The 22,885-nt window shown below is 44.2% G+C and carries 23 protein-coding genes; 7 read left to right on the top strand and 16 right to left on the bottom strand.

Going from position 1 to position 22,885, the window contains the following annotated elements:
* Positions 1-64: 64 nt before the first annotated feature.
* Positions 65-838 (top strand): peroxide stress protein YaaA, encoded by a 774-nt coding sequence (gene yaaA, locus Q9312_RS06155; protein ID WP_309203709.1) that lies wholly within the window; start codon positions 65-67, stop codon positions 836-838.
* A 180-nt stretch (positions 839-1,018) separates the two neighbouring features.
* Here the strand turns inward: yaaA and Q9312_RS06160 are convergent, their stop codons facing one another.
* On the bottom strand, positions 1,019-1,450 hold the full coding sequence (locus Q9312_RS06160; RefSeq protein ID WP_309203710.1) for a ribonuclease E inhibitor RraB: 432 nt from the start codon (positions 1,448-1,450) through the stop codon (positions 1,019-1,021).
* A 39-nt stretch (positions 1,451-1,489) separates the two neighbouring features.
* Positions 1,490-1,825 carry a hypothetical protein gene (locus tag Q9312_RS06165; RefSeq protein ID WP_309203711.1) on the bottom strand — a complete coding sequence of 112 codons (336 nt, stop codon included), beginning with the start codon at positions 1,823-1,825 and terminating at the stop codon, positions 1,490-1,492.
* Positions 1,826-2,508: 683 nt separating this feature from the next.
* On the opposite strand from Q9312_RS06165, the gene Q9312_RS06170 reads away from it, so the two are divergent.
* Positions 2,509-3,360, top strand: a complete 852-nt coding sequence (locus Q9312_RS06170) for a DNA ligase (protein ID WP_309203712.1) — start codon at positions 2,509-2,511, stop codon at positions 3,358-3,360.
* Positions 3,361-3,363: 3 nt separating this feature from the next.
* On the opposite strand, the gene Q9312_RS06175 is transcribed toward Q9312_RS06170, so the two are convergent.
* The 10 genes from Q9312_RS06175 to Q9312_RS06220 form a co-directional block, all read right to left on the bottom strand.
* The gene (locus Q9312_RS06175) at positions 3,364-3,879 is read right to left on the bottom strand and encodes a DUF6942 family protein (protein WP_309203713.1); all 516 of its coding nucleotides are present in this window, start codon (positions 3,877-3,879) and stop codon (positions 3,364-3,366) included.
* Positions 3,879-4,250, bottom strand: a complete 372-nt coding sequence (locus tag Q9312_RS06180) for a DUF2750 domain-containing protein (protein WP_309203714.1) — start codon at positions 4,248-4,250, stop codon at positions 3,879-3,881. Before Q9312_RS06180 ends, Q9312_RS06175 begins: the two co-directional genes overlap by 1 nt.
* Positions 4,251-4,299: 49 nt before the next feature.
* The gene (locus Q9312_RS06185; protein ID WP_309203715.1) at positions 4,300-4,758 is read right to left on the bottom strand and encodes a YbaN family protein; all 459 of its coding nucleotides are present in this window, start codon (positions 4,756-4,758) and stop codon (positions 4,300-4,302) included.
* A gap of 85 nt (positions 4,759-4,843) precedes the next feature.
* On the bottom strand, positions 4,844-5,125 hold the full coding sequence (locus tag Q9312_RS06190; RefSeq protein ID WP_309203716.1) for an acylphosphatase: 282 nt from the start codon (positions 5,123-5,125) through the stop codon (positions 4,844-4,846).
* A 285-nt stretch (positions 5,126-5,410) separates the two neighbouring features.
* The gene (locus tag Q9312_RS06195; protein ID WP_309203717.1) at positions 5,411-6,577 is read right to left on the bottom strand and encodes a DUF3570 domain-containing protein; all 1,167 of its coding nucleotides are present in this window, start codon (positions 6,575-6,577) and stop codon (positions 5,411-5,413) included.
* Complete coding sequence (locus Q9312_RS06200; RefSeq protein ID WP_309203718.1) at positions 6,578-6,790, bottom strand: DUF4266 domain-containing protein; 213 nt, start codon at positions 6,788-6,790, stop codon at positions 6,578-6,580. It abuts the gene before it with no gap.
* A 4-nt stretch (positions 6,791-6,794) separates the two neighbouring features.
* Entirely contained in the window at positions 6,795-7,286 is a 492-nt protein-coding gene (locus tag Q9312_RS06205) for a TlpA family protein disulfide reductase (RefSeq protein ID WP_309203719.1), read from the bottom strand.
* A gap of 12 nt (positions 7,287-7,298) precedes the next feature.
* Positions 7,299-7,946, bottom strand: coding sequence for an outer membrane beta-barrel domain-containing protein (locus Q9312_RS06210; RefSeq protein ID WP_309203720.1), 648 nt, complete (start codon positions 7,944-7,946; stop codon positions 7,299-7,301).
* Positions 7,916-8,773, bottom strand: coding sequence for an SH3 domain-containing protein (locus Q9312_RS06215; RefSeq protein ID WP_309203721.1), 858 nt, complete (start codon positions 8,771-8,773; stop codon positions 7,916-7,918). The genes Q9312_RS06210 and Q9312_RS06215 overlap by 31 nt, the downstream gene beginning before the upstream one ends.
* A gap of 11 nt (positions 8,774-8,784) precedes the next feature.
* Positions 8,785-11,664 (bottom strand): HzsA-related protein, encoded by a 2,880-nt coding sequence (locus tag Q9312_RS06220; protein WP_309203722.1) that lies wholly within the window; start codon positions 11,662-11,664, stop codon positions 8,785-8,787.
* Positions 11,665-11,910: 246 nt separating this feature from the next.
* Between Q9312_RS06220 and Q9312_RS06225 the strand changes: the two genes are divergently transcribed.
* The 5 genes from Q9312_RS06225 (at position 11,911) to Q9312_RS06245 (ending at position 19,294) form a co-directional block, all read left to right on the top strand.
* Positions 11,911-13,149 carry a hypothetical protein gene (locus tag Q9312_RS06225; protein WP_309203723.1) on the top strand — a complete coding sequence of 413 codons (1,239 nt, stop codon included), beginning with the start codon at positions 11,911-11,913 and terminating at the stop codon, positions 13,147-13,149.
* 11 nt (positions 13,150-13,160) lie between these two features.
* Positions 13,161-15,698: a LamG domain-containing protein gene (locus Q9312_RS06230; RefSeq protein WP_309203724.1), complete on the top strand. Its 2,538-nt coding sequence runs from the start codon at positions 13,161-13,163 to the stop codon at positions 15,696-15,698.
* Between the two features lie 11 nt (positions 15,699-15,709).
* Positions 15,710-17,314, top strand: coding sequence for a hypothetical protein (locus tag Q9312_RS06235; protein ID WP_309203725.1), 1,605 nt, complete (start codon positions 15,710-15,712; stop codon positions 17,312-17,314).
* Between the two features lie 80 nt (positions 17,315-17,394).
* Positions 17,395-18,876, top strand: a complete 1,482-nt coding sequence (locus Q9312_RS06240; protein WP_309203726.1) for a rhomboid family intramembrane serine protease — start codon at positions 17,395-17,397, stop codon at positions 18,874-18,876.
* Between the two features lie 208 nt (positions 18,877-19,084).
* Complete coding sequence (locus Q9312_RS06245; RefSeq protein WP_309203727.1) at positions 19,085-19,294, top strand: cold shock domain-containing protein; 210 nt, start codon at positions 19,085-19,087, stop codon at positions 19,292-19,294.
* Positions 19,295-19,402: 108 nt separating this feature from the next.
* On the opposite strand, the gene Q9312_RS06250 is transcribed toward Q9312_RS06245, so the two are convergent.
* From Q9312_RS06250 to Q9312_RS06265, 4 genes are all read right to left on the bottom strand, one after another.
* Entirely contained in the window at positions 19,403-20,251 is an 849-nt protein-coding gene (locus Q9312_RS06250) for an alpha/beta fold hydrolase (protein WP_309203728.1), read from the bottom strand.
* Positions 20,252-20,322: 71 nt separating this feature from the next.
* The gene (locus tag Q9312_RS06255; RefSeq protein ID WP_309203729.1) at positions 20,323-20,733 is read right to left on the bottom strand and encodes a PilZ domain-containing protein; all 411 of its coding nucleotides are present in this window, start codon (positions 20,731-20,733) and stop codon (positions 20,323-20,325) included.
* Between the two features lie 115 nt (positions 20,734-20,848).
* A complete protein-coding gene (locus Q9312_RS06260; RefSeq protein ID WP_309203730.1) occupies positions 20,849-22,288 on the bottom strand; it encodes a hypothetical protein in 1,440 nt (479 codons plus the stop codon).
* Positions 22,289-22,399: 111 nt separating this feature from the next.
* Positions 22,400-22,885 (bottom strand): GNAT family N-acetyltransferase, encoded by a 486-nt coding sequence (locus Q9312_RS06265; RefSeq protein ID WP_309203731.1) that lies wholly within the window; start codon positions 22,883-22,885, stop codon positions 22,400-22,402.

Consider the following 22,885-nt stretch of genomic DNA (forward strand, 5'->3'; position numbering starts at 1 on the left):
CGAATTACTTTTAATTTCCCCAATGTTAAAATACCTGAAAGTTTAGCGAGTTCTCAGAGGTTTTATGCTCACGGTCATTTCACCCGCGAAAAGCTTAGATTTTGAATCGAAGCTTCCGACTAAAAAATTTACGCAACCGCAGTTCCTTGATCATAGCCAGGTGCTTATTGATGAATTAAGAAAATTAACTCATCAAGACGTTGCGACTATGATGAAGTTGAGCGACAAATTGGCGGAACTCAACGTTCATCGATTCCAGTCGTTTAGTACGCCCTTTACACCAGAGAACGCCCGCCCTGCTGTGTTTGCCTTTACCGGAGATGTTTATCAGGGTTTAGCTGCGACTGAGCTTAAAGCCAATGACTTCACTTTCGCTCAAAAGCATCTAAGAATTCTATCGGGTCTATACGGCCTGTTGCGTCCATTGGACTTAATTCAACCCTATCGTCTAGAAATGGGCACTCGATTAGGTAATCAGCGTGGCAAGAACTTATACGAATTCTGGGGCACCCTGATCCACGACCAAATTAGCAAAGAGCTAGAAACGCAAAAGCAACCAGCGCTGATCAATTTGGCATCGAATGAATATTTTAAGTCGGTTAAATCGTCGAAGTTGCCTTATGAAGTGATCACACCGCAATTTAAGGATTATAAAAACGGACAGTACAAGATGATCAGTTTCTTTGCGAAGCGTGCGCGCGGTTTAATGTCGCGTTATATCATCGAGAACAAAATCGACAACCCCAATGATTTACGTTCATTTAATATCGATGGCTATCGAATTGATAACAAAAGCAGCACCACAAACGACTTAGTGTTTTTACGGAAGCAAGCTTAACGTAGAATAGTTGATATTTGACTTAATCTAAAAGAACGTTCGATTTAATCTTACAAATTAATATTCAACATTTAGCCAGAAGCTGATGATAACGCCCAGCACACAGGCCGACTGGAGCGAAGCGTAAGGAGGTCCAGGCCGCAGGCCGGCGGTGTTGATGATTGTTATGCATTTTTACTATTACCCCTGCACCACCCAACCATCGGATTTGCCACCGAATGGGACTGACAACTGATCCAAATCTTTCTGGATGGCAACCAATTGATCGTATTCTAACTTCACCACCTTTGTTACATACACAGTCCAAGACGGAGCGAATTCCTCATTTTCTTCAGTGATTTCTTCGTCCACCTCCAGCTCACCTTCATCAAAGTAACCCTCTGCATCATATCCTGCATTACGTGCAGCTTTTTCAATTGATGCCATAGCCTCTTCATTCGGTGCAGCAACCGTAAACTCCACTTCAATCTCATTGCAAAAGTCAAAACCCATTTCATGGAGTTGTTTTAAAACGTTGCCATCGTCATCGTTTGGAAATTGCATGCAAGATTTCTCCGGTTGTTGATGCATAATACCGCCATTTGCAGGATTTTTGAGTTTGCTGTTTTTCAAGCAAGCTCAAAAATGTACGCAAAGATGGCTTTGTTAGTTTTAGAAATCCACATTCAAGCGAACATAGGAAAGCTCACATTGAGCATGCCCCTCTTTAATTCGAAGCTGGATTTTTCTATTTGCCATAAATGCCGCAAGCAAACTCGAGTATATCTCTTTTGCATTACCTGATGATGGATTCAGGGTAAAATATATATCTGATATTGGAGTACAATTAGCCAATTTTTCATCTAACGGAGTTCCAATATAAATCCTACCGTCGGCATTGGTGTAAAGTTCAGATATGGTTGAAACACAACCCCAACTTTTACATTCATCAGCCATTGTAGGTAGCGATGCCATTAATAATGCACATCCAATAATTGCTTTTCTCATACTTAGTGTCTCTTCCTATAACTTCTTTAAAAAATAACAATATATTATAATCATCTGGGCGCAAATAAACCGCTCACTTTTCTTTCCGAGTAGCCTACCCCCCCTCTGCTGCAGCGACTAGAGCAAAACTCACATTTTCCGAGAATGCTGTTTAGATCGCTCAATAGCATAAGATCCCATTATACGCGCCAGTGCTTTTCCAAATCATTCAAGCAGTTAGTATTTTATCCACAGACATAGCTAAGAAAACCTTACTTTTTATCGACTCCTTTGTCGAACCTATACATACTCGTTAGGAGAATAAGTACTGTCTACAAAAGCGTAATAAATTACTTCACCAAAACTCTTAACTTGGCGGCAGCAACGCCGAATCAATCATTGCCCAAATCGGTCAACTCAGTTTTTAAATACCTAAACACTCCGGAGTCTTCTATCACGTGATACAGCAATGCTGATTTAACTGACAGCCCACAACATGCAATAAAGACACTATTTTTAGAACCATGAGCTATTAAAAGCCATTAAGGATCGATCTCTCAAGCCTTTTATGTCTAATCGCTTACTTAAAGATTATTCACGGTCCTCTAATAATCAATTGGTAACTCATGCACAATTTGTATTCATCAAGGACGATGAATCAGCATCACTCTAACTTGAGTGAGCAAACTTAAAAGGACGGTACAATGAAAGCAATTGGCAATGGAATTTGTATATCATTATCTCTTTTACCTCTAATCTCTTCACCCTTTCAATCGACCAAGTCAGGTCCGAATCTTCTCTTAGCGCAAACGTTTAAGCCCGAGAGCGATGTTACTGAGTTTTGGGTCAGTGAGAAGCTAGACGGCGTACGAACCTTGTGGAATGGGAAAGAACTGTTAACTAGAGGTGGTTACAAAGTCCATGCGCCAGATTGGTTCACTAGCCGATTGCCAGAGCAAGCTTTAGATGGCGAACTATGGATAGCTCGCGGCGAGTTCGAAAAGGTTTCTTCAATTATTCGTCGACACGATGCGCCCGATGACCAATGGAGAGACATTAAGTTTATGGTATTTGATTTGCCGCACAGCCTTAAAGACTTTAATGCTCGACTGAAAGAACTGACGTTTATCGTCAAGGAACATCAAAGCGAGCACCTGGTTTTGGTCGAACATTTTCGTGTAAATCATATTGATGCTCTGTATGAAACACTCGCAGACGTAGAGAAAAAAGGCGGAGAAGGATTAATGTTACATCGAGCAGATTCACTATATCAGGCTCGTCGAACCAACGACTTACAGAAACTTAAAAGTTATCAAGATGCCGAAGCTAAAGTGATTGCGCATATTGAAGGAAACGGAAAATACCAAGGAATGATGGGCGCGATACTGGTTGAGAATAAACAAGGTATTCGCTTCAAGCTCGGCTCTGGATTTAGCCTTCAGCAACGACAGACGCCACCAGAAATCGGCAGCCTAGTCACCTACCGTTATCGAGGATATACCAACCATAATACACCAAGGTTTGCGACCTTCTTGCGCAGCTATCAAGCCCATTAACGATCAATTTTTCGAGGTTAACCTTGGTTTGATCAGCGTAATAAGACGATCTATTTTGGCATTCGAAAGTTGTCGATAATCTGGGTAAGGCGTGATGACAACAGAGGTATCGGCGACTTCAAAAAAGTCCCCTTTTTCGCAGAGGTTACCTTCAATTGCCAATAACTGACTGAGTCGTTTGCCCATAACTAGGGTCACTCGGTTCGACTCTGGTAACAAATCGCTGAGAGATAACTCATTGTGATGAAACAGCAGTGCTTCATTACCCCGAGATCGTAACAAACGCTCCTGCCGGTAATCTTGCCAGGTTTCATTTATTTCACCAAAAATGGGCTGCGAAATTTTTGCTAAGCACGCAAAAATTTTTTTCCAATGATTTCCACATGCCTGCTCAATCGCGGCTCGTTGCTGAGTAGAGAGCGGTAGCACCGTCGAAAGGTGTTGGTATTGCGACATCGGCGGTGGATTTTCAATGACAAAACGCAAACGAGCAGATGGGTTACCCAAGCCTAGCAACATTAGTCGGTTTCAAGTAACTCGAGAGACAGTTCCAACGGCTCTTGCTCAAAGCCATCTAAAGCATCATTCCAATTGACTCCCACTAAGTAACCATCGCCTTGCATTCCCGGCAACCACTTATCGATAAACTCGTCCAAATCAATGGCTCGAGGACTGCATTCACTCCACTCTTCAACACACAAGGCTTCTGCAAATGCAATGTTCGAGAAAAACAGCATGACTCCACGCTGAGGATCCGTTTCAGAGTCAACCATAACAAATTCAGACTCATCGTCATCGGTTGTGGTCAACGACCAAATGATTCCGGTATCGACTGCTTCGGAAAGAAATTGAGCGTAATTCAGCTCTGTATCATCAGACAGTTTATTCATTAATTCTCTCTGTAAGAACGACTAGACAACCACTTACTACCCAAGGTTTTTATTCAGTAGGGGCGTCACGCTCTAGCGTATTCTCAACCACTCGCTCTAGCGTATTCTGAACCACTAAAGTCGGCATTCTCAGAATATACACCGTCACGCCTAGCCCAATAGCCAATAACAAACCCTGTAGCCATAGATGCGGCACAATTATAGCGGAAAAAGACAGCGAGACCCAAAGGAAAAGCAGCGTGATGACTTTCGCTCGTTTAGGCATACCACAACCCGAATAATAAGCACTTAAATAATTCCCTAGGGTCGGGTGTTGATGCAGCCAATGATATAAAGTCTCGGAGCTGCGTAAATAACAAGCGCCGGCAAGAATAAGAAAAATAGTCGTGGGCAATAAGGGTAAGAAAATGCCCAGTATCCCTAATACTAAGAAAAGGCTTCCAGAAATCCAGTAGGTCACTCGAACCACCGGACTCTTTGCAATTTTAAATTCTGACTTCGTTGTCATGCTACGCCTTCTCTAGACCCTACCATTAGTGTAGAGGGTCTAATTTAAATATCCAAGCGTTGCGCATTTAACAACAAAACTTATGTTACTTTGTCGCGCGAGTTTCAAATTCAAGTAGCCGCGACTCCGCTGACTCCCATTGAAAATCAATCCCGCTCACTTCGGCCAGCTCCGGGCCCTGATAGCACCATTGCAACAAAGCTTCTAAATTCTCTTTACTGCCTTGAGCAACCAGCTCTACACGACCATCGCTAAGATTTCTTACCCAGCCGACCAGTTCCAGAGATTGCGCTTTTTGCTGAGTGCTGGCTCGATACCACACACCCTGCACTCGCCCTGAAACAACTGCGTGAAGTTGATGAGTCATATTGCACGGGCTCCATTGGTCTAAAAGGACGACTTTTGCTGTGATTCATTCTGATCTGCTCCCAGTTCACTTATGCGCATCCGAGGTAAATTTTTTTCAGTGATTACTTCGAATGAAAACCAATCAATCGGTCACTCCACCGGTGACCTTAAGCAAGCGATATTGTTATTTTTTGAGCTTACTCTATCGATTTAGATTATTCATGGTAACTAAGAAAAAACAGATCCGAGCAGCGAGCGATTATCCCAAATTGTGATGAATCGCTCATTTAATCAAACGAGAAAATTAATACCAGATTGAAAAGAAGAAACGGGTGACCGTCGCATCAAATGCATACAAAGGCTCTTGACCGACAGCGTATTGCCCCGGTTGCGTATCGTGCACCAATACGTCTCTGAAATTATCAAACTCAAATTGAAAATAATCGATATTAAGATTGATCGCGAATTTCTTAAAGAAGCCGCCTTCATGTAGCTCCTTTTCATAGCTGACACCCAAACCGTATGAAATATTCGAGAAGGCACTCATCTCTTTATCTCGCGCGACAAATTCAGTGTTTTGAGCATTGTCGCTAGGATCGATTAAATCGCGATAAAAATCGGCTTCGGTTTGCGTGTATTGGCGAATTTTGGCTTCAAAAATCCATTCATCTTGATAAGGATGAATATAGGCCACTTCGAAATTCTTAGCGTTAATGTCCCAAGTATCATTAAACCCTCTCATCTCAAACTTAAACGCTGCTCGGTAGGGTAAGTAATACATGCTACGAAAGGCAACTGCCGTGCTCGTTCTCGTTTCTGGATAGACTTCGGTTTGATAACGGAAACCAATCCCCGAGTTTGGATCGAGGTAACGAACCACTCGATAGGGATTATTTAAGTAACCCTGATCGGTTACCGTATTAACACCAATACTGGCAATCCAATTTTTAGTAATGACTTGAGTCCAGTCAATTTTAAAATTGTGCCGATCAATAAACTCTTTAAAGTCAGCATCCCCTCGCTTCATCACCGTGTCCCAGCCTTTGGAATAACCAAAAGACAAGGTCGATAAATCACCGAAGAAATCTTGAGAAACGCCAATGAACGCAGTATTTGCTTCGTAATCATTTTCAGAACTATTAGTAAATGATGTACTCAAGGTGGTCTTATTATTTAAATAATCTAAACCGACCGAATACTCTTTACGACGTTCAATGTAAGGACTTGCGTTAGCAAGAACATCGATTGATGCTGCACTGACATTATCAATATAGTAATTTGCTGACGCTGAAAACTTATCGAGAAACGATTTTCTCACTAACAACGATGGACCATCGATAACCATACCGCCACCATCATAGCGATGATACAAAAGATCGCTTCGATCTTCTGGTAATACAGCAGCGCGCAATAAACATGGCATTAGAATGGCAAAGAGTAACCAAGTTTTTAAAAGTAATTTGCTATTCATTTAGTTACATCCACAGCCACCGCCGCCGCCGCCTTCTGCACCACGAGCCCCCTCACGAGCTTGATATACGTGGTGCATGTAATTGGTCGACACTGCGTCGCGGCTCATACTCATAATTGGATCGGCCAGATTATCTCGTTCATAGGGTTTAACCCAGGGCTCGATCGCACATCCACTTAAAAACAACAGCGAAAGAGTTATCGCAAAACGCATCAAATCACTCTCTCATTAATTTTTTCATTAAACGTTTGTATTCTTTCTCGTCGCCAGGTTTGTAACCTCTATGAAGAAAGCGTAAATTTCCCTCACGATCGACCAAAACAGTACTCGGCATAGCATCGACATCGTACATTTTGCTAACACTGTTGGTGTTATCGTACAAAATAGGAAATGAAACTGGAACTTCACTCAAATAGCCCGCGGCTTTCGATGAATCTTCTTCAACATTAACACCGAGTAATACAAAACCGAGTTTTGAATATTTCTTGTAAAATTCGTCTAGCAAAGGCATTTCTTGACGACATGGACCGCACCAGCTCGCCCAAAAGTTGATCATAACGACATTGCCGCGAAGTTCAGATAATTTTACGTTCTCTCCAGTCGAACTTTTTAAGGTAAAGTCCGGTGCTGGCTGGTTCATTTCTTTTGACCAAGCGACTTGGCTCACGAGTAGCGCAACAAGCGCAAAAATCTTTAGAGTAAACTTCATATAACTATCCTCTTAAAAAAATGCAGAAAGCGTAAAACTGAATTCTAAATTGTGCGTAGATTTAACTTCTCCTACCGGATACTCACTATTAAAACGATGATTACGAGTATCAACAGAAAAAGCCAGCCAGTCATTCAGCAAAGCTCTATATCCAGCACCGTAAGTTAAGGTAAATTCTTTGTTGTCTAAGAAAGACGTATTGCCGGCTCCCACGACGAAATAAAACGACGTATTAACAGCAACTTCATCACCCCAAAAAGCTTCACCGGGTAAAATGTTCCATCCTAGGTTTAAATCATAATATTGAAAGTCTTTGTCGTTCGAAATAAGTACATTTCCAGGAAACAATTGTTCCGCACTAGAAAGACCCGCTTTCGCACTCCCAGCATTCACTTGAAGAAAAAAATCTTCATTAATAAAGTAGTTAAATCGAACGCCGTATAACTCTGCCGCACCGAAGTCTTCGATACCCAAGGTTCCAAATACAATACCGACTTCAAAATCTTCATCGTCGATTAATGCCTCATCAACGGCTTGGCGCTCAATTTTTGGCTCAAAAATTTTGCTTGGATCATCAGAGTCTTGCTCTGCAGCACTTAGGTTGAAAGCACTCAGAGAAATCACGATGCCTAAAAAAATACGTTGAATCCAATTGTCCATTCTTCAATTTCTTCATTAGTTGTTTGACTAGTTAATATCGCGTAACTTCGATATTCCACTCGAGCGACAAATCTATCGCTAATGTAGGTTTTTAAACCCGCGGTTGCAAATACAGTTTCATCTTTTCGGTCAACTTCTTGCACCAATGCAGCGCTTGGGAAGACTTTTACAATGCCCGTGCCAACCCCAAGATAAGGAGAGTATTTCCACTCTGGCCAAGGAGAATTGATGACCGCGATGGTCGTTTGCCGAACTTCTGAAAAGTCACCCAAGCCTTGGCCGACCACAAATTCCGTGGCCAAGTTCGGAGTAAATTGCCAAGACCCAGTCACAGCAATTAAGTTTGCACCACCAAAGTCACCTACCTTTACGCCCACTTCAAAGTCACGTTCAGAAAAATCTCGTTGATTATAGGTCGCGAAATTAACCGGAGAGCCGTCATGATTAACGGTTAACAACATAATATCGAGGGGTACCCATCCTACTTTTTGCTTTTTAGTCGCGACATAAAACCAATTGTATTGGCGTTTAATGATCCATAAGGTTTCTTTAGCTTCGACAACGTGGAAAACGGGATAACCAACACCAGGACCCGTGTGAATATTCACAAAGGGTTCTTTGACAACAACGCTCTGAAGTTCGTCGAGATTAATGGTCTCATCAACGCCTGTGCGTTTCTCTGAAGGAGGCGACAACTCAGAGAGTGAGTTGTCTTGTTGATCAGCACTGTCTGCCTGCTGTGCGTTAACCACTCCTAGGGAAACGAACATAATCAACAATACCAACCATGGAGCAGGAATCACTCCTTTTGCAAACCGCATTTCCATCTAATAACCTTCTAATTTTCAGGTGCTAAGAAAGGATTATTAAAATATTGTCCGCCAATATCAAGCCATTCTGCAATTAGCTTTAATTCTGCTTCGGATAATCGACCTTGGTGAGAACCACCATTGAACAATGCAAAGAAGTCAGAACTGGCTCGAGCCCCAGCCGTGTTTAAGATAGGACCAATAGGCACGGTTTCAGTTAATTGATTCGGTTCAGGAACAGGAATTGGAATCGTCAAAGGTATTGGGTTTCCATTGTTATCTAATACCGGATCACCATTGGCGTCGGTTTCAAACAACGGATTACCATTAACATCGGTTTGATAAATCAAGTCGCCATTGGTGTCAGATAACTCGGTCGGTAGACCAGTGATCGGATCGGGCTCGTAGATAAACATACCATCATCATCTAAGAAAAAGACCACCCCACCATCGGCGTCAAGCGTTTGATAAATGAATTGTCCGTTAATCAATATTGGAACTTGTCGATCGACCACAATGCCATCGACAACTTCTACTTCATTATCATTAAAGAATAGCTCTCGATAGCCACGCATATGGTTTGGCTCATCTAACGAAGAAAGACTGGTTAGTTCAAGCTGCGCTGCTGGTGCCTGAACGACATTGTTGACGGTATCGAATAAGCTGTGACAAGTGGTGCAGGTATTGTCAGCGATTTGATTCCCCATGCCGTCGAATACCGGACGTTCGAGATCAAAAATCGGTTGAATATGCTCTTCATAATTGATGGTAATACGACACCCCGCATACCAAGCGACAAGACACGCATCGGCAACCGGCGCTGGTGTTTGTAGATCGGCATAAGACATTAAAATGTCAGGAGCCGGTGTAGCCATCGCAGGGTCAGTCCACACATCGGTAAATTCAATATCTAAATTGGGCTCTGGAACGCCATTGATACGCGTGTAGGCTTCGGCCATCGTTTCACCGTCTTCGGCAAATAAATTCGGGTCACTGTTTGGGAAGGTTGTATTGCCGATTGAGCCTAGATACACCGAGACAGGATCGGCATCACTTCGACCGTGTGAAACTTCACTGTTCGCTGTATGACAACCCGTACAGTTGCGCTCTTCACCGAGTCTCAGCTGAATCCAGTTTTCATGGCGTCCTGAAATACGTTGACCTTGAGCATCCAGAATACTAATGGCAAAAGGTACATTAGCAGGAATCTTCACCTTGACGGAGCCATCGGGTTGAATAGGAACATAACCGAGTATTTCACGCATCAACTGCTGCCGAGAGCGACCGAATGCTGAGTTATCAAAGTCGTAAACGTCTTCATCGGGCATTGCCACGCCTTTCACGACTCTTAGGAAGCGTGCGGGACGTTGATCCGGCGGCGTCATAACGGGATCAGCCATTGCAGTGATACCCATAGGGGTCGTATCAACACCGTCTAAGTCGTATACGGAGCGAATGTGCAAAACGCCGACATTCTCAGTGACCAAATCATTATCGATATCGATGCCGGGAATACCGTCCGGTAAAAAAGTAGGAGAATCGCTGCGAGCTTGCATAACAACGGGTTCAGTGAACCAAAAATCAGGTTCTGCCACCACCACTGGCGACTGGGTATTTTCTTCGCGATTCCATAACCAAATACCATACGCGGGCGTCGCGGCCAATAACTCACCATCGTCATAACGCTGCAAATTTTCATCGGTACAGACATAAATAACCGGCGGCTCATCGGTTACGTTGACTTCTCTCAACATACAAGGCGACCAGCTCATCATTACGCGGCTGCCAGAATCATCCCACAGCGGAGAAACACTGTGGTACAAACCGCTTGGAGACGGAGTGTCGTCGGTATTAACCAGATCGGCAGCAATTGATCGTTGACCCTCACCCGTCGTTCCATCTAACATTTGATCGGCTTCGATAAAGTTTTGATGATCAATGACCACCGGGTCGCCACCATAAAATAAACTTTGTTGTGGTTTACTGAGCACAAGCAATTGACCATCGGGCATGGCTAATGGCTTAGTAAATAGAGCTTCAACGCCGCCATTGCCGGTATTTTGCGAGTGATAGCCATATAAGCGCTGCACGTCGCGTCCATCGGGACGAACTGAGTACAATGACCGAGCATCAGAGCCCCCCATGTTGTCCCAACGCAAAAAGGCAATGCGCCCGTTACTTAACAAGGTCGGGAATAAGTCGTGGCTTTGATTGTAGGTTATCTGGTTTATCTCACTGCCATCGGCTTCCATGACATGCAGGGTATAGGCATGAGTATCTAAATCTTCTTCAAGTCCAGAGAACTGTGGTTTCCCCTCGTCAAGAAGAATCGCCTTTGCTTGGCGTTGTCGGGTCGATGCAAACACAATCCGACCATCGGGTAAAAAGGCCGGCATCACATCATGGCCGTCTTCGGCCACGATGTTAGAAGCGATTACTCGAGTTAATTCGTCGGTTTCAACATCGTAGGTCCAGATGTTCCATTTCGGTTGCTCATCATCATCGGCGTTGGGTATTTCTGGCGCTCTCATCGCAAACACCAGTTTCAAGCCATCAGGAGAAACCGATAAATCTTTCACATCGTACAGAGGAATATCATCGGGAGCATCAGGGTCGATGAACGCTCGCGAGGTAATATCAACCGCAGCTGCGCTGGGTAATGCTCGTGGTTTCAACAATAAGACCGCGCCAGGATTAAATAACTCAGGTTGGAACACGTCGTCCATAATTGGATTGCCGTCTTCATCTCGCGGCACCGGTCGCTTGATAAACGCCATGGCAAAATCCGTCACGGTTGGATCGGGACTTTGCGAACTGTCGGCTATCGGGTCTTCACTGGTACAGGCGGTCAAACCAACACTGACTGAGAGAATTACCGTAATTATTCTAAAACTGAGATAATTTTTCATATTCTTCCTGCCACTTGTCTGCGCAAGTGAAAACACCGTTGTTGCTGCAACCCGCTAATAACGCCACCATCACCGTCAGTAACGACTCACCTATTATTTACATCTGACAGCATATTATGCAGCAGAATCTTTTTAATACTGTGGTCAAATTCACGAAAAACACTTTGTCAAGCGACTACAATCAGCTCAAATAGTGATGATTTATTGTGCAGAGTACTCTGGCGCGAATTTGATCGAGGACCCAAAATGACAACAATGCCACAAAACAACGCTCTAACAGGCCGGCGCTTATGGACCTGTTTAGCTGCGACCGTCCTGTGCCTAGCGACAGCGCAACCCGCGCTGGCTGGTGCTCGAGAGCAAGCCAAGCGAATTCATGACCGACTCGCCGGCACCCACCCTTCTGAGACCGTTCTCGATCAAATGGAGGCTTCAATTAACGCTGGTAACCCCCAAGAAGCGGCGGACCTAGCGATGGAGAATTCTGCATTCTACAACGTCACCCTAAAAAATATGGTCACTCCGTGGACAAATGAAGCCCAAACCGTGTTTGCACCGTTAAATGACTATACCGCAACGGTCATTGGCATCGTTCGCGACGAAGACGACTTCCGTAAGATCTTATTTGATGATGTGCTCTACACCGCAGATAACAGTGTAGGAGCTCCAGCCTACCAAAACAATAATAATGCACATTACGAGTATCTAGAGAACAACAACATCAATTTGAAAGATTTGTTAGTTCGCCGAGCACAATCCAGCGTCAACGGCTTACCACCAGAAGCGACCGCTGGAGTGCTAACCAGCCGTGCTGCTGCGAAAGCTTTCTTTATCGCAGGCACCAACCGAGCAATGTTTCGCTTCACTCTGATTAATCATATGTGTGGCGACTTAGAAGCCTTTAAAGATGAAACTCGCATACCCGACCGTATCCGCCAAGACGTCAGTCGCAGCCCAGGTGGTGATAGTCGTATCTTCTTGAATAGCTGTATCGCGTGTCACTCAGGCATGGATCCTCTCGTTCAAGCGTTTGCCTATTACGACTACGAGTTCAACGCTGAAACTGACCCAGAGGGCGAAAATGGTGAGCTCGTCTACAACACCGCTGGCATGACCGATCCTGACACAGGTACTCGCGTCAAAGCGAAGTACCATATCAACAACAACACATTCAAATACGGCTACGTTACCCAAGACGATCAATGGAGTAACTACTGGCGCAAAGGGCAAAACGCTAATTTAGGCTGGGATCCTGCACTAACGGGTGAAGGTCAAGGCGCAAAATCGATGGGGCAAGAACTGGCCTACTCTGCTCGCTTCGCGCAATGCCAAGTACGCAAAGTCTTCAAAACCGTTTGCCTACGCGAACCAGGTAACGCTGCCGATCGTAGTCAGATTGAAACCATGGTGACCAACTTTGCCAACAGTAACTACAACCTCAAGCAAACATTCGGCGAAAGTGCCGTGTATTGCATGGGCAACTAGGCAGGAATTGAATGATGACGACAATAATGACGAATTCCACTAAGCAACGGTTGAAGAAGCCGACTGTAAAGATGATGGTCGTTCCAGTCCTTTTCTCGGTACTGGCGGCTTGTACTGGCGGTGGTCCAGAAAATGCTCCGGTGAATCAGAATCAAGGCAATAATGGCGGGAATAACTATTCCGGTCCTCCGCCTCAAACGGATGACGTACAACGTTTTCAAACTTATTTCTGGAGTAACGTACTTGATAAATGCGGTGATTGTCATAACGAAGGTGGACAATCCCCGACGTTTGCACGGCAAGACGATGTTAATCTCGCTTACGCAGAAGCAAACACCGTTGCTGATTTAGGCTCTCCCGCAGACTCTCGCTTGGTCGCTAAAGTATTAAGCGGTCACAACTGTTGGCTATCGAGCAATCAAGCATGTGCTGACACCATGACCTCCTACATTACTAACTGGGCTGGAAACAGCGGAAATGCTTCAACAGAGATTGAGCTTTCCGATCCTCCTACTCTTTCTGATCCAGGAGCGACGAAAAACTTCCCTGAAGACCCAACACTGTTCCAAACTTATGTTTATCCTTTGTTGACTCAGTATTGTTCCGATTGTCACAAAGAGTCGGCGACTACGCCAATTTCTCCATTCTTTGCCAGTGACGACATCAATTCAGCTTATGCGGCGGCTCAAAGTCGTATCAACCTAGACACGCCGGCTGACTCACGATTTGTAACGCGATTACGCTCTGAGTTCCATAACTGCTGGGATGTCTGTGAATATGACGACCCTAACTTAGTGTCTGACAGTGATGAAATGGAAGCGGCGATTGCTCAGTTCTCTGATGCAATTCCGGTATCTCAGCTCGATCCTGATACGGTGTCATCGAAAGCGATGACTTTATACAATGGGATTCTTGCAAGCTCTGGTGGTCGACATGAAGTCGATGCCATCGCGACTTGGCAGTTCAAAGCGGGACAAAACAATACTGCTTTTGACACCAGCGGTGTAGAACCTGCTTTAGAACTTACCCTCAACGGTGAGTTTGAGTGGGTCGGCGGTTGGGGTATTAACCTCAAAGGCGGCAGCGCTCGTGCCAGCACAGCGAATAGCAAAAAACTTCATGACTTAATTAAGGCAACCAACGAATACACCATTGAAGGATGGTTTGCACCCGCCAATGTCACTCAAGAAGGCCCTGCTCGCATCGTGTCTTACTCGGGCGGAGAAACCACTCGTAACTTTATGCTTGGACAAACCTTGTATAACTACGATTTCTTAAATCGTAGTACCAACAGCGACGCGAATGGTGAACCAGGCTTATCAACAGCCGATGCTGACGAACGCTTGCAAGCAACGCTGCAACACGTTGCCATCACTTACGATCCGGTCAATGGTCGACGAATCTACGTGAACGGCGAATACACTGGCGATGTTGATGGTGTTGAACCCGGAACGTTAAACGATTGGGATGACACCTACATTCTGGTCTTGGGTTCAGAAACCAACAATGATTTTAAATGGCAAGGTGTTATTAAGTTTTTAAGTATCCACAACCGTGCGTTAACGGCTGAGCAAGTCTCACAAAACTTCAATGCTGGCGTTGGTGAACGCTTTTACTTGCTGTTTAACATTTCGCAAATCATCAATCCAACCGATGAAGCCAATGGAACCAATGAGGCGCGCGCTTATATCGTCTTTGAAGCGGCTCAATGGGACAGCTACAGCTATCTATTCAACGCTCCGTTCTTCATTTCATTAAACCCAGACTTCACCCCTCAAGCGATTCCGCTAAAAGGCATGAGCCTTGGGATTAACGGAAAAGAGTCTCCGGTTGGACAAGCTTACCGAAACCTAGACTTGACGCTAGACGGCGCAAACTATGATCCCGATGCGGGACAAGTCGTCTCGACTCTTGGTACGGTTATTGGTTTAGAACAAGGTCCGTCGGTTGATGAGTTCTTCTTAACGTTCGAACAACTGGGTGACAAAACTAACGTTCGAGTTGATGCAGACCCATCACCCGTTCCAACACCGCCAGACGCATCACCGGTTGCTTCTGAAATCGGTGTTCGAACCTTCGAAGAAGTCTATGCCACGCTTGCGCAAATGACCGGAGTTAGCATGAACCATCCGAAAGTTCAGGCAACTTACTTAAAAGTGAAGCAACAATTGCCAACAAGCGAAGGCATTGAAAGCTTCTTATCTTCGCATCAAATGGGCGTAACGCAATTAAGCATCGAATATTGCTCAGCTCTGATGGATGACACAACGCTTCGAGCTCAGACTTTCCCAGGGTTCAATTTCGGGGGTTCAGTGACTGCAGCGTTTGATGCGACTGGTCGCAGCGCCTTAATTGACCCATTGCTTGTTCGAGTCATGGGCACAGGCTTAGCGTCACAACCTGCTGACAATGATGTCAGTACGGAGCTAAATAATTTAATCGATACACTAACCGCTTGTGGAAACAGCTGTGAAGCAGGTCGTACTGTTAAGGTTGCTAAGTCGGTCTGTGCCGCTGCCTCTGGTAGCGCGGTCATGTTGGTACAATAGAGGTGAAAAAAATGAGTAAACGTAATAATAAAACCCTACATCCAGATGTGCCTCTGTATCATACCGCCCATAAGCGCCCAGTAACACGTCGCGACTTTTTGGCTCAAGGTATGATTGCCGGCAGTGGAACCCTTCTTGGCACTTCACTTCTTGGCGCATTATCGAATCCTCTTTATGCTGAGCTAGCGCCCGATGTTCGTGATTTAAGAGATGTGTATTGCGGTCTTTCAGCTCAAGGCGCTGGTAAAATTCCATTTATCGCATTCGATTTAGCCGGTGGAGCCAACATGGCCGGCTCGAATGTCTTGGTTGGTGGCGCTGGCGGTCAAATGGACTTCTTAACCACCGAAGGCTATAGCAAGTTAGGCTTGCCCGGTGATATGACGCCGAATCTTATCGATCCAACCACGCAAATGAATTACTACAACAACGAGCTTGGTCTCGCCTTTCATAGTGACAGTGCGTTCCTGCGCGGAATCTTCGACAAGTTTTCGGTTGGCAATCGAGCCAACGTTAATGGAGCAGTCATCCCAGCACGTTCAGAAAATGACACTGGCAACAATCCGCATAACCCAATGTATGGATTGTACAAGTATGTCCGAAGCCAAGAACCTGCCTACGGATCGCTGCTTGATTTGATTGGTTCTCGCGCCAGTCAATCTGGTGGTAACTCAATGGCACCCGCGTCAATGATTATTCCAGCGGCTTTGCCAACCAAAGTGGATCGCCCAAGTGATGTAACCGGGTTAGTCGACGTTGGCGACCTACTTAATGTATTAAACCAAGACGAAGCGGTCCGAGTGATGGAGTCCATTCAGCGAATTTCTGCGATGAAAATGGCTCAAGTTGACTCAGGTGTCGCCCGCGAGAGCGATATCGATAAGTCAGTCAACTGTAACTACGTTAAAAGTGCCGATTTAGCGGACCGTTTTGGTAATCCTGCCAGCTTAGATCCCGCCCTTGATGCCGAAATTGTCGGTGCATCGGGTATTTTCTCTCAAGAAGAGTTCGACTCAGACGGCGAATTCCGCAAAACGGCTTCCGTTATGAAAATGGTTATTAATGGCTACGCAGGTGCAGGAACAATCACCATGGGTGGTTATGACTACCACGGTGGTGGACGCCGAACGGGTGAAGTACGAGATTTTCGTGCTGGCCGCTGCATGGGTGCGTGTTTAGAATACGCCGCTCGTATGAATATGCCTTTAATGATGTACGTGTTCAGTGACGGCTCACTCGCCAGTAACGGTATGATTGATGACAGTGAAGATGGTCGCGGTAAAGGTATGTGGACGGGTGACAACTCATCAACAGCAGCGTCATTCTTTTTAGTCTATAACCCTGGTGGCAAACCGCAATTAATTGGGGCTACCCCAGAAGTCCAAGCGAAACATCAGCAACTCGGTTACATGCGTCCAGACGCCTCGGTTGAAACGGCTAGCTCCCCCGCTGCCAATAACGTCAACTTGTTAGCCGAAGCGGTGATTTTGAACTACATGGCATTGCATGGTGAGCAAAATCAATTTGCATCCTTGTTCCCCACTCAAGGGTTAGGGAACTCAACAATGCTTGATGCACTCACTGCTTTTGAGCCAATTGTTCAAGGAAACATCTAAGACAAAGGCGAAACATAAAGCATTTGCAGTCAATCGTTTAGCAATTACAATACGGGTAACCTTAAGTTACCCGTTTTTTTATGCTGCTAATAATACCGACAGAAGTTCCTTTATCTAAAAAACACTTACCTTGGCTGACGGCATCATTGATCATCGTCACAATAGCTTCCTTTTTTGCATTTCAAATGAACGATGAAAAAGAACAGCAAAAGGTCTTTGAATATTACGTACAAAGTGAGCAATTTACTCGCGAGCTTCCCTATTTCGAAAAATACCTTTTAACTAAGTCAGCAAACAAACACTATTACAACGTATCTGAGGTCTATACAAAAGGCCCCAGTCGGCTTTACTTTATGGTGTTTGACCACAACTTTAGACGATATCTAGAACAGTCATTCAAAGAAGACAGCAGCATCGACGTCGTTGAGTGGAGACTAGCCAACCAAGAAATTAAGGCGTTACTCAGCCAAGTCACTTTTTATCATTACGGGATCAAATACGAAGATAACCGACCGGTATCTTTAATCACCCACCTGTTCTTACACGGTGATCTATTTCATCTACTGGGAAACATGCTGGTCTTATTCTTGTTCGGCTTTGGCATTGAGCGATTATTTGGCCGAATTAAGCTGATAATTATTTATTTGCTCACTGGAGCGGCTGGAGCTAGTCTTTTTACTCTACTTGACGGAACGCCCTACACTCCGCTGCTAGGTGCCTCAGGGGCTATCTCAGGCTTAATGGGAGCCTACATTGCTTACTATGGTGCTCGAAAGATTCGCTTTTTTGCTTGGTTCGGCCTCTATTTCAATCACTTTCAATGGTCCGCTCTGATGGTACTCGCCTTCTGGTTGATCAAAGAGCTTGGGTATTACTTATGGGGTAATCAGCCCAATGTTGCTTATCTCGCCCATCTCGGAGGTCTACTGAGCGGCGCTCTGCTCGGATTTTTACTAAAGCCGCGTCTCACTGCCCGTTTAGACGAACAACACTCAACCCAAAATCCACCGACCAGCCGCTACGCAGAGGCCTTGGATGCGATTCGACAACTCGATTTCGACCGAGCTCGCAGCGACCTTCTATTCACTTTAAAACATCATCCAGATCATGAAGGCTGTCTAAAAAGCTTATATAACTTAGAAAAAACCAATACTGGCAGTGAAAAGTTTAAACATGCCGTAAACACCCTACTTGCGGTGCATCCTCGCCACGACCAACTTGATGAATTCATTTTAACGGTCGCTCAACAACACCTCGGAAAGCATTTATCGGTATCAGACCTGGGTATTGAACAGTTATTTAACTTACTCACCCGCCAATTAAGAAACGACCAAGTGCAAAGTTCCACACCTCATGTCGCCATGGCTAAAAAGCGATTTGCCGAACATCCCCGCTTACCACAGCTGCTATATGAGTGGAGTTCAGCCCTTGCAAAGCGCGAAAAATACCGTAGTGCAGCTAACGAATTGAATTATTTAGCAAACTACTATGGTGAAACGGAATATGGAAAAAGAGCCGTCAATAGCCTGAATGAATGGCGCAGTAAGAATATCGTTAGTTAGGATATTTCTGGTTGCAACCAAAATATCTCTTTGACAGCGTGTATTCGCGGTATATAATTCACTCAGCTTGAGAGTAAAGCTGTATTTATTGCGATTCCGAACACCTATCGATGGATACCCGTTCTGTTGTTAATAAGTAATAGTTCCACTTCAAAAGCTCCACCACCAGAAATGGTAATGTTTAATCGTTAACAACGAGAATGAAGATATGTCAGATAAAGTAACTGGAACCGTTAAGTGGTTCAACGAGTCAAAAGGTTTCGGATTCATTTCACAAGAATCCGGTCCAGACGTTTTCGCACACTTCAGTGCAATCGTAGGCGATGGTTTCAAAACCTTAGCTGAAGGCCAAAAAGTTGAGTTTTCTATCACTCAAGGCCAAAAAGGACCACAAGCAGAAAACATCGTTGCTCTGTAATCCTTTTTAAGACGAAAAAGGCGAGTTCATACTCGCCTTTTTTTATGCCTAATTTTTTAGTAATTACTCCAACAACAGCCTAAGCACTTCACCCTTTCTTTTGCTCAGCTAAGCCTCAGCTTTGCTCCTGAGCACACTCAGGTTATTTGTACACAAGCGGTCATAATGTTTCTTAAGAAAGGTAACCGTTAGTTCATGATGTTGAAAAAAGGCATTATGCCCTCCCTCTGGGAACCATTCTAACAATGCCCATGGGTAGTGAGTCATCATATCTTCAACCAAAGCTGGCGGAATAACTTCTTCTTTTGCACCGTGCAAAACAAGCATAACGCGAGGCGTACTCGACAATTGCTCGCGGACATCGTATTCCGCAAGGGAGGTTAGGTTTATTCGGTTAGCCAAGGGTTGTGTGTAGCGACGATTGAATATTTCAGTAAAGGAGTCGTCTAGATGACGATTTTCAAAATAATCATACTGACGTTGTCGCTTAAATAAGCCATCACCTGCTTCCATATAGCTATCGAGTGAGGTTTGCATGTACAAAGCATCCGACAGATTATGTTCCTTCACCGCTTCAATAGGGTTCTTATCTAATGAGCCCATTAACAATAAGGAGGCATCGTCAAACTGACGTTCAATGACAGAGGCGAGAATGATCATTCCTCCAATAGAATGACCAACTAATAGGCCCTGTTGTAAATGATACTTTTCAATAATCTGGCTGTTTAGCGCGACAAGATCAGAAAATTTATAATGATCGACGGTTAATTTAGATAAACCATGACCGGGCAACTCCCAAACGACCACTCGGTGCCCTTTGCTCCGAAAAAACTCGATCACTCCAGTACCGCAAGTGCTGTTTTGGGTATTTCCATGCAAGAATAACACTGGCTTTAAATTCGAATTACCTGGGTATTCATGAATATAAAGCTCATTCAGATCAAACGGATGTTCCATCACTCGTTACCTTCGCTCCTAAAATTTTAGAGCGAGTTTATATCATAACTAGGTATAAAGTTGAACGTCCTCTACTGACTGATTCGAATAACTTGGTTACGCTGAAAGTCATCATTGGCAATACTAAAAAGATAATCGGCCAGCACCGATGCACTGTTTTGTAAGAAGCGTTCGAAACGACAGCCGACTGAAAACTGTTGATGCGAAAGCCGTTGAGTGTAAACGGCTCCAACGATTACATCGGCTTTCACAAAAGGTTCGGGTAAGTACACCGCAACGTTCAAATGAATCGTATCAATGATATTCTCGCGTTGTTGGTTAGGAAAAAGGAACACCAAGTTTTCAACCGATGTAATGATCCGCATTCCAGTTGCAGATATATTGCAAACACTTAACCGTAATTGCTCATCGTTCGACAAGCCAACGTCTGCTAAAAGGTTAACGTCATAACGGCTCGCCATACGACGTTCGATCAGTTCCATAGTTTTGAAATCCCGTGTGTCTAATTAAACTATAGATATCAATAGTCGAAATACCAAACAATGTCTCTATTCGAGATATTTATTAATCAACTTTCGTTCAAAAGGATGAACCCGGTCACGATAAGTGACTTAAATATTGTTTCATCGACGTTTTTAGATCGCCATCGGCTAGGTTAATACCCCAAGAAATTAACTTAGCGGCATCGCTACGGCGATTTAGTTTTTCTGCAAATAACTTAGCAAGGTAAAAACTTAAACTGGCCATAGAAGGATAATCAATGTGATGCTCTTTCAGGAATCTAAATAACCGATACGCCTGTTTGACTTCATCTTTGCGATCCATACAGGTAATTAGATAATCAATTACCTTAGGATCACTCGGAAAGTACTCAGGGTTATACTCAAGAACTTTGAAATAACTAATTTTAATTAAATTTTTTGCTTTTTGCTCGACCAGCAGTGGCAGTTGTTTCTCGCATAACTTAACCATTAAGTCATGCTTTCCAACCAAGGCGAACAACTTATAAAGTAACTCATAAATTTGGTTGTTCTTCGGTTCTGCCGACAAAGCTTGTCGCAGCACTTGCTCAGCATCTTCGTAACGGCCTTCTTGAATAAACACTTGTGCTTCTATAATGCCATTTTTCCCCACCACTGACGCTTCGCTTCCACTTGACTTGGTAGCCGATGACTTACCATGAGTTTTCACGTTTTGATTAATCTGGCTACGGTTGACAGAAAAGCCAAGCTCATAGTGATACTGAAAGACGACATAGCCCAACATTTTGTACATCGTAAAGGTAAAATAGAGGAAAAACATATTGGTCATTAAGATGGCTAATTTGCCCGGAAATATTGAAGTCATAAGATCCATCGAAAAGCTGGTGCTCAATGAAAATAGCACAACAAAAATAAAAACGATGGCATAGCTCCAACCGATAGAATAGATAACCTCAATCATTCGAAATGGATTAGCTGCACTGAAGAGACTGCGATCAACGCACAAAATAATATTGACTGCCGGGTAAGCAAAAATAAATAATAAAGTGAGTAAAACACCTAAAATCAAACTCCACATAAGTGCTTTATACACTAAAAAACCTATTAACGCCGTGGCGCATAATAACTTGATGTATGACCAACCATTTCTTGTTGCCAACAGCTTACCGAGATGACTAAATTTTTGCTCCCCGTGCGCAGACAACTCCATAATCGAAAAGCTTATGCGATACACGATGGCAAACCAAACCAAATGCAACAGTAGTGACACCAAACTTAACCCAAAGCTTACAATAAACATTGAGTAAACTAACGACAGTCCAAAAACCAGTAGCATCATTGGAAGGTTCAATGGATACAGAAAAAATTGTCCTAAGTTCAGCCAAAAAGGCGTAACTGATTGGCTAATACCTAAAGGCTCAAGATAAGTACGACACAAAGAGCAGCGAACAAAACTCCCCTGCTCTGTACTTGGAACACAATCTACACAAAAGGCCACATCGCATTTAGAGCAATACCAAGTCGCATTGACACTCGGGTGATACTTACAATCCATGAAATAACGTCTCTAAAAAACCTAGAACAAAACAGAAGGGTTAAATACCTAGCCAAATACCACTCGCATCGCGATAAAGGACACGTATACTTTGGCAACCTCTCTGCTCATTTAAATCTTTGTATTGGCAAGCTGTTCAAGCTGCTCACCACTCACTCTTTGCACCGTCCACTCATCCATACCAACAGCGCCCATTGCACGGTAGAAATCAATGGCCGGTTGGTTCCAGTCAAGTACTGACCACTCAAACCGACCACACCCTTCTTCCACCGCAGTTTTCGCTAGATGAACCAACAGCGCTTTCCCTATTTTGTTGCCTCGGTATTTTGGCAACACAAACAAGTCTTCTAAATAAATTCCGGGTTTTGCCAGGAATGTAGAATAGTTATAAAAGTACAGAGCAAACCCTGCTGCTTCACCATCTAGCTCAGCAATAAAAACATGGGCTCTTGGTTGCTCCGAGAATAACGTGTCTTCAAGAAGCTGCTCGGTCGCTATCACTTCATGGCTCAATTTTTCATAGTCGGCCAATCCTTTAATAAACGATAAAATCAGTGAACAATCATTCTTCAAGGCCGGTCTAATATGTATACTCAT

Source organism: Pleionea litopenaei (assembly GCF_031198435.1).
GTDB classification, from domain to species: Bacteria; Pseudomonadota; Gammaproteobacteria; order Enterobacterales; family Kangiellaceae; genus Pleionea; species Pleionea litopenaei.

Coding starts and splice junctions, on each gene's coding strand:
- yaaA (WP_309203709.1), top strand. CDS start 65: ATGCTCACGGTCATTTCACCCGCGAAAAGCTTAGATTTTGAATCGAAG.
- Q9312_RS06165 (WP_309203711.1), bottom strand. CDS start 1,825: ATGAGAAAAGCAATTATTGGATGTGCATTATTAATGGCATCGCTACCT.
- Q9312_RS06170 (WP_309203712.1), top strand. CDS start 2,509: ATGAAAGCAATTGGCAATGGAATTTGTATATCATTATCTCTTTTACCT.
- Q9312_RS06175 (WP_309203713.1), bottom strand. CDS start 3,879: ATGTTGCTAGGCTTGGGTAACCCATCTGCTCGTTTGCGTTTTGTCATT.
- Q9312_RS06180 (WP_309203714.1), bottom strand. CDS start 4,250: ATGAATAAACTGTCTGATGATACAGAGCTGAATTACGCTCAATTTCTT.
- Q9312_RS06185 (WP_309203715.1), bottom strand. CDS start 4,758: ATGACAACGAAGTCAGAATTTAAAATTGCAAAGAGTCCGGTGGTTCGA.
- Q9312_RS06190 (WP_309203716.1), bottom strand. CDS start 5,125: ATGACTCATCAACTTCACGCAGTTGTTTCAGGGCGAGTGCAGGGTGTG.
- Q9312_RS06195 (WP_309203717.1), bottom strand. CDS start 6,577: ATGAATAGCAAATTACTTTTAAAAACTTGGTTACTCTTTGCCATTCTA.
- Q9312_RS06200 (WP_309203718.1), bottom strand. CDS start 6,790: ATGCGTTTTGCGATAACTCTTTCGCTGTTGTTTTTAAGTGGATGTGCG.
- Q9312_RS06205 (WP_309203719.1), bottom strand. CDS start 7,286: ATGAAGTTTACTCTAAAGATTTTTGCGCTTGTTGCGCTACTCGTGAGC.
- Q9312_RS06210 (WP_309203720.1), bottom strand. CDS start 7,946: ATGGACAATTGGATTCAACGTATTTTTTTAGGCATCGTGATTTCTCTG.
- Q9312_RS06215 (WP_309203721.1), bottom strand. CDS start 8,773: ATGGAAATGCGGTTTGCAAAAGGAGTGATTCCTGCTCCATGGTTGGTA.
- Q9312_RS06220 (WP_309203722.1), bottom strand. CDS start 11,664: ATGAAAAATTATCTCAGTTTTAGAATAATTACGGTAATTCTCTCAGTC.
- Q9312_RS06225 (WP_309203723.1), top strand. CDS start 11,911: ATGACAACAATGCCACAAAACAACGCTCTAACAGGCCGGCGCTTATGG.
- Q9312_RS06230 (WP_309203724.1), top strand. CDS start 13,161: ATGATGACGACAATAATGACGAATTCCACTAAGCAACGGTTGAAGAAG.
- Q9312_RS06235 (WP_309203725.1), top strand. CDS start 15,710: ATGAGTAAACGTAATAATAAAACCCTACATCCAGATGTGCCTCTGTAT.
- Q9312_RS06240 (WP_309203726.1), top strand. CDS start 17,395: ATGCTGCTAATAATACCGACAGAAGTTCCTTTATCTAAAAAACACTTA.
- Q9312_RS06245 (WP_309203727.1), top strand. CDS start 19,085: ATGTCAGATAAAGTAACTGGAACCGTTAAGTGGTTCAACGAGTCAAAA.
- Q9312_RS06250 (WP_309203728.1), bottom strand. CDS start 20,251: ATGGAACATCCGTTTGATCTGAATGAGCTTTATATTCATGAATACCCA.
- Q9312_RS06255 (WP_309203729.1), bottom strand. CDS start 20,733: ATGGAACTGATCGAACGTCGTATGGCGAGCCGTTATGACGTTAACCTT.
- Q9312_RS06260 (WP_309203730.1), bottom strand. CDS start 22,288: ATGGATTGTAAGTATCACCCGAGTGTCAATGCGACTTGGTATTGCTCT.
- Q9312_RS06265 (WP_309203731.1), bottom strand. CDS start 22,885: ATGAGTATACATATTAGACCGGCCTTGAAGAATGATTGTTCACTGATT.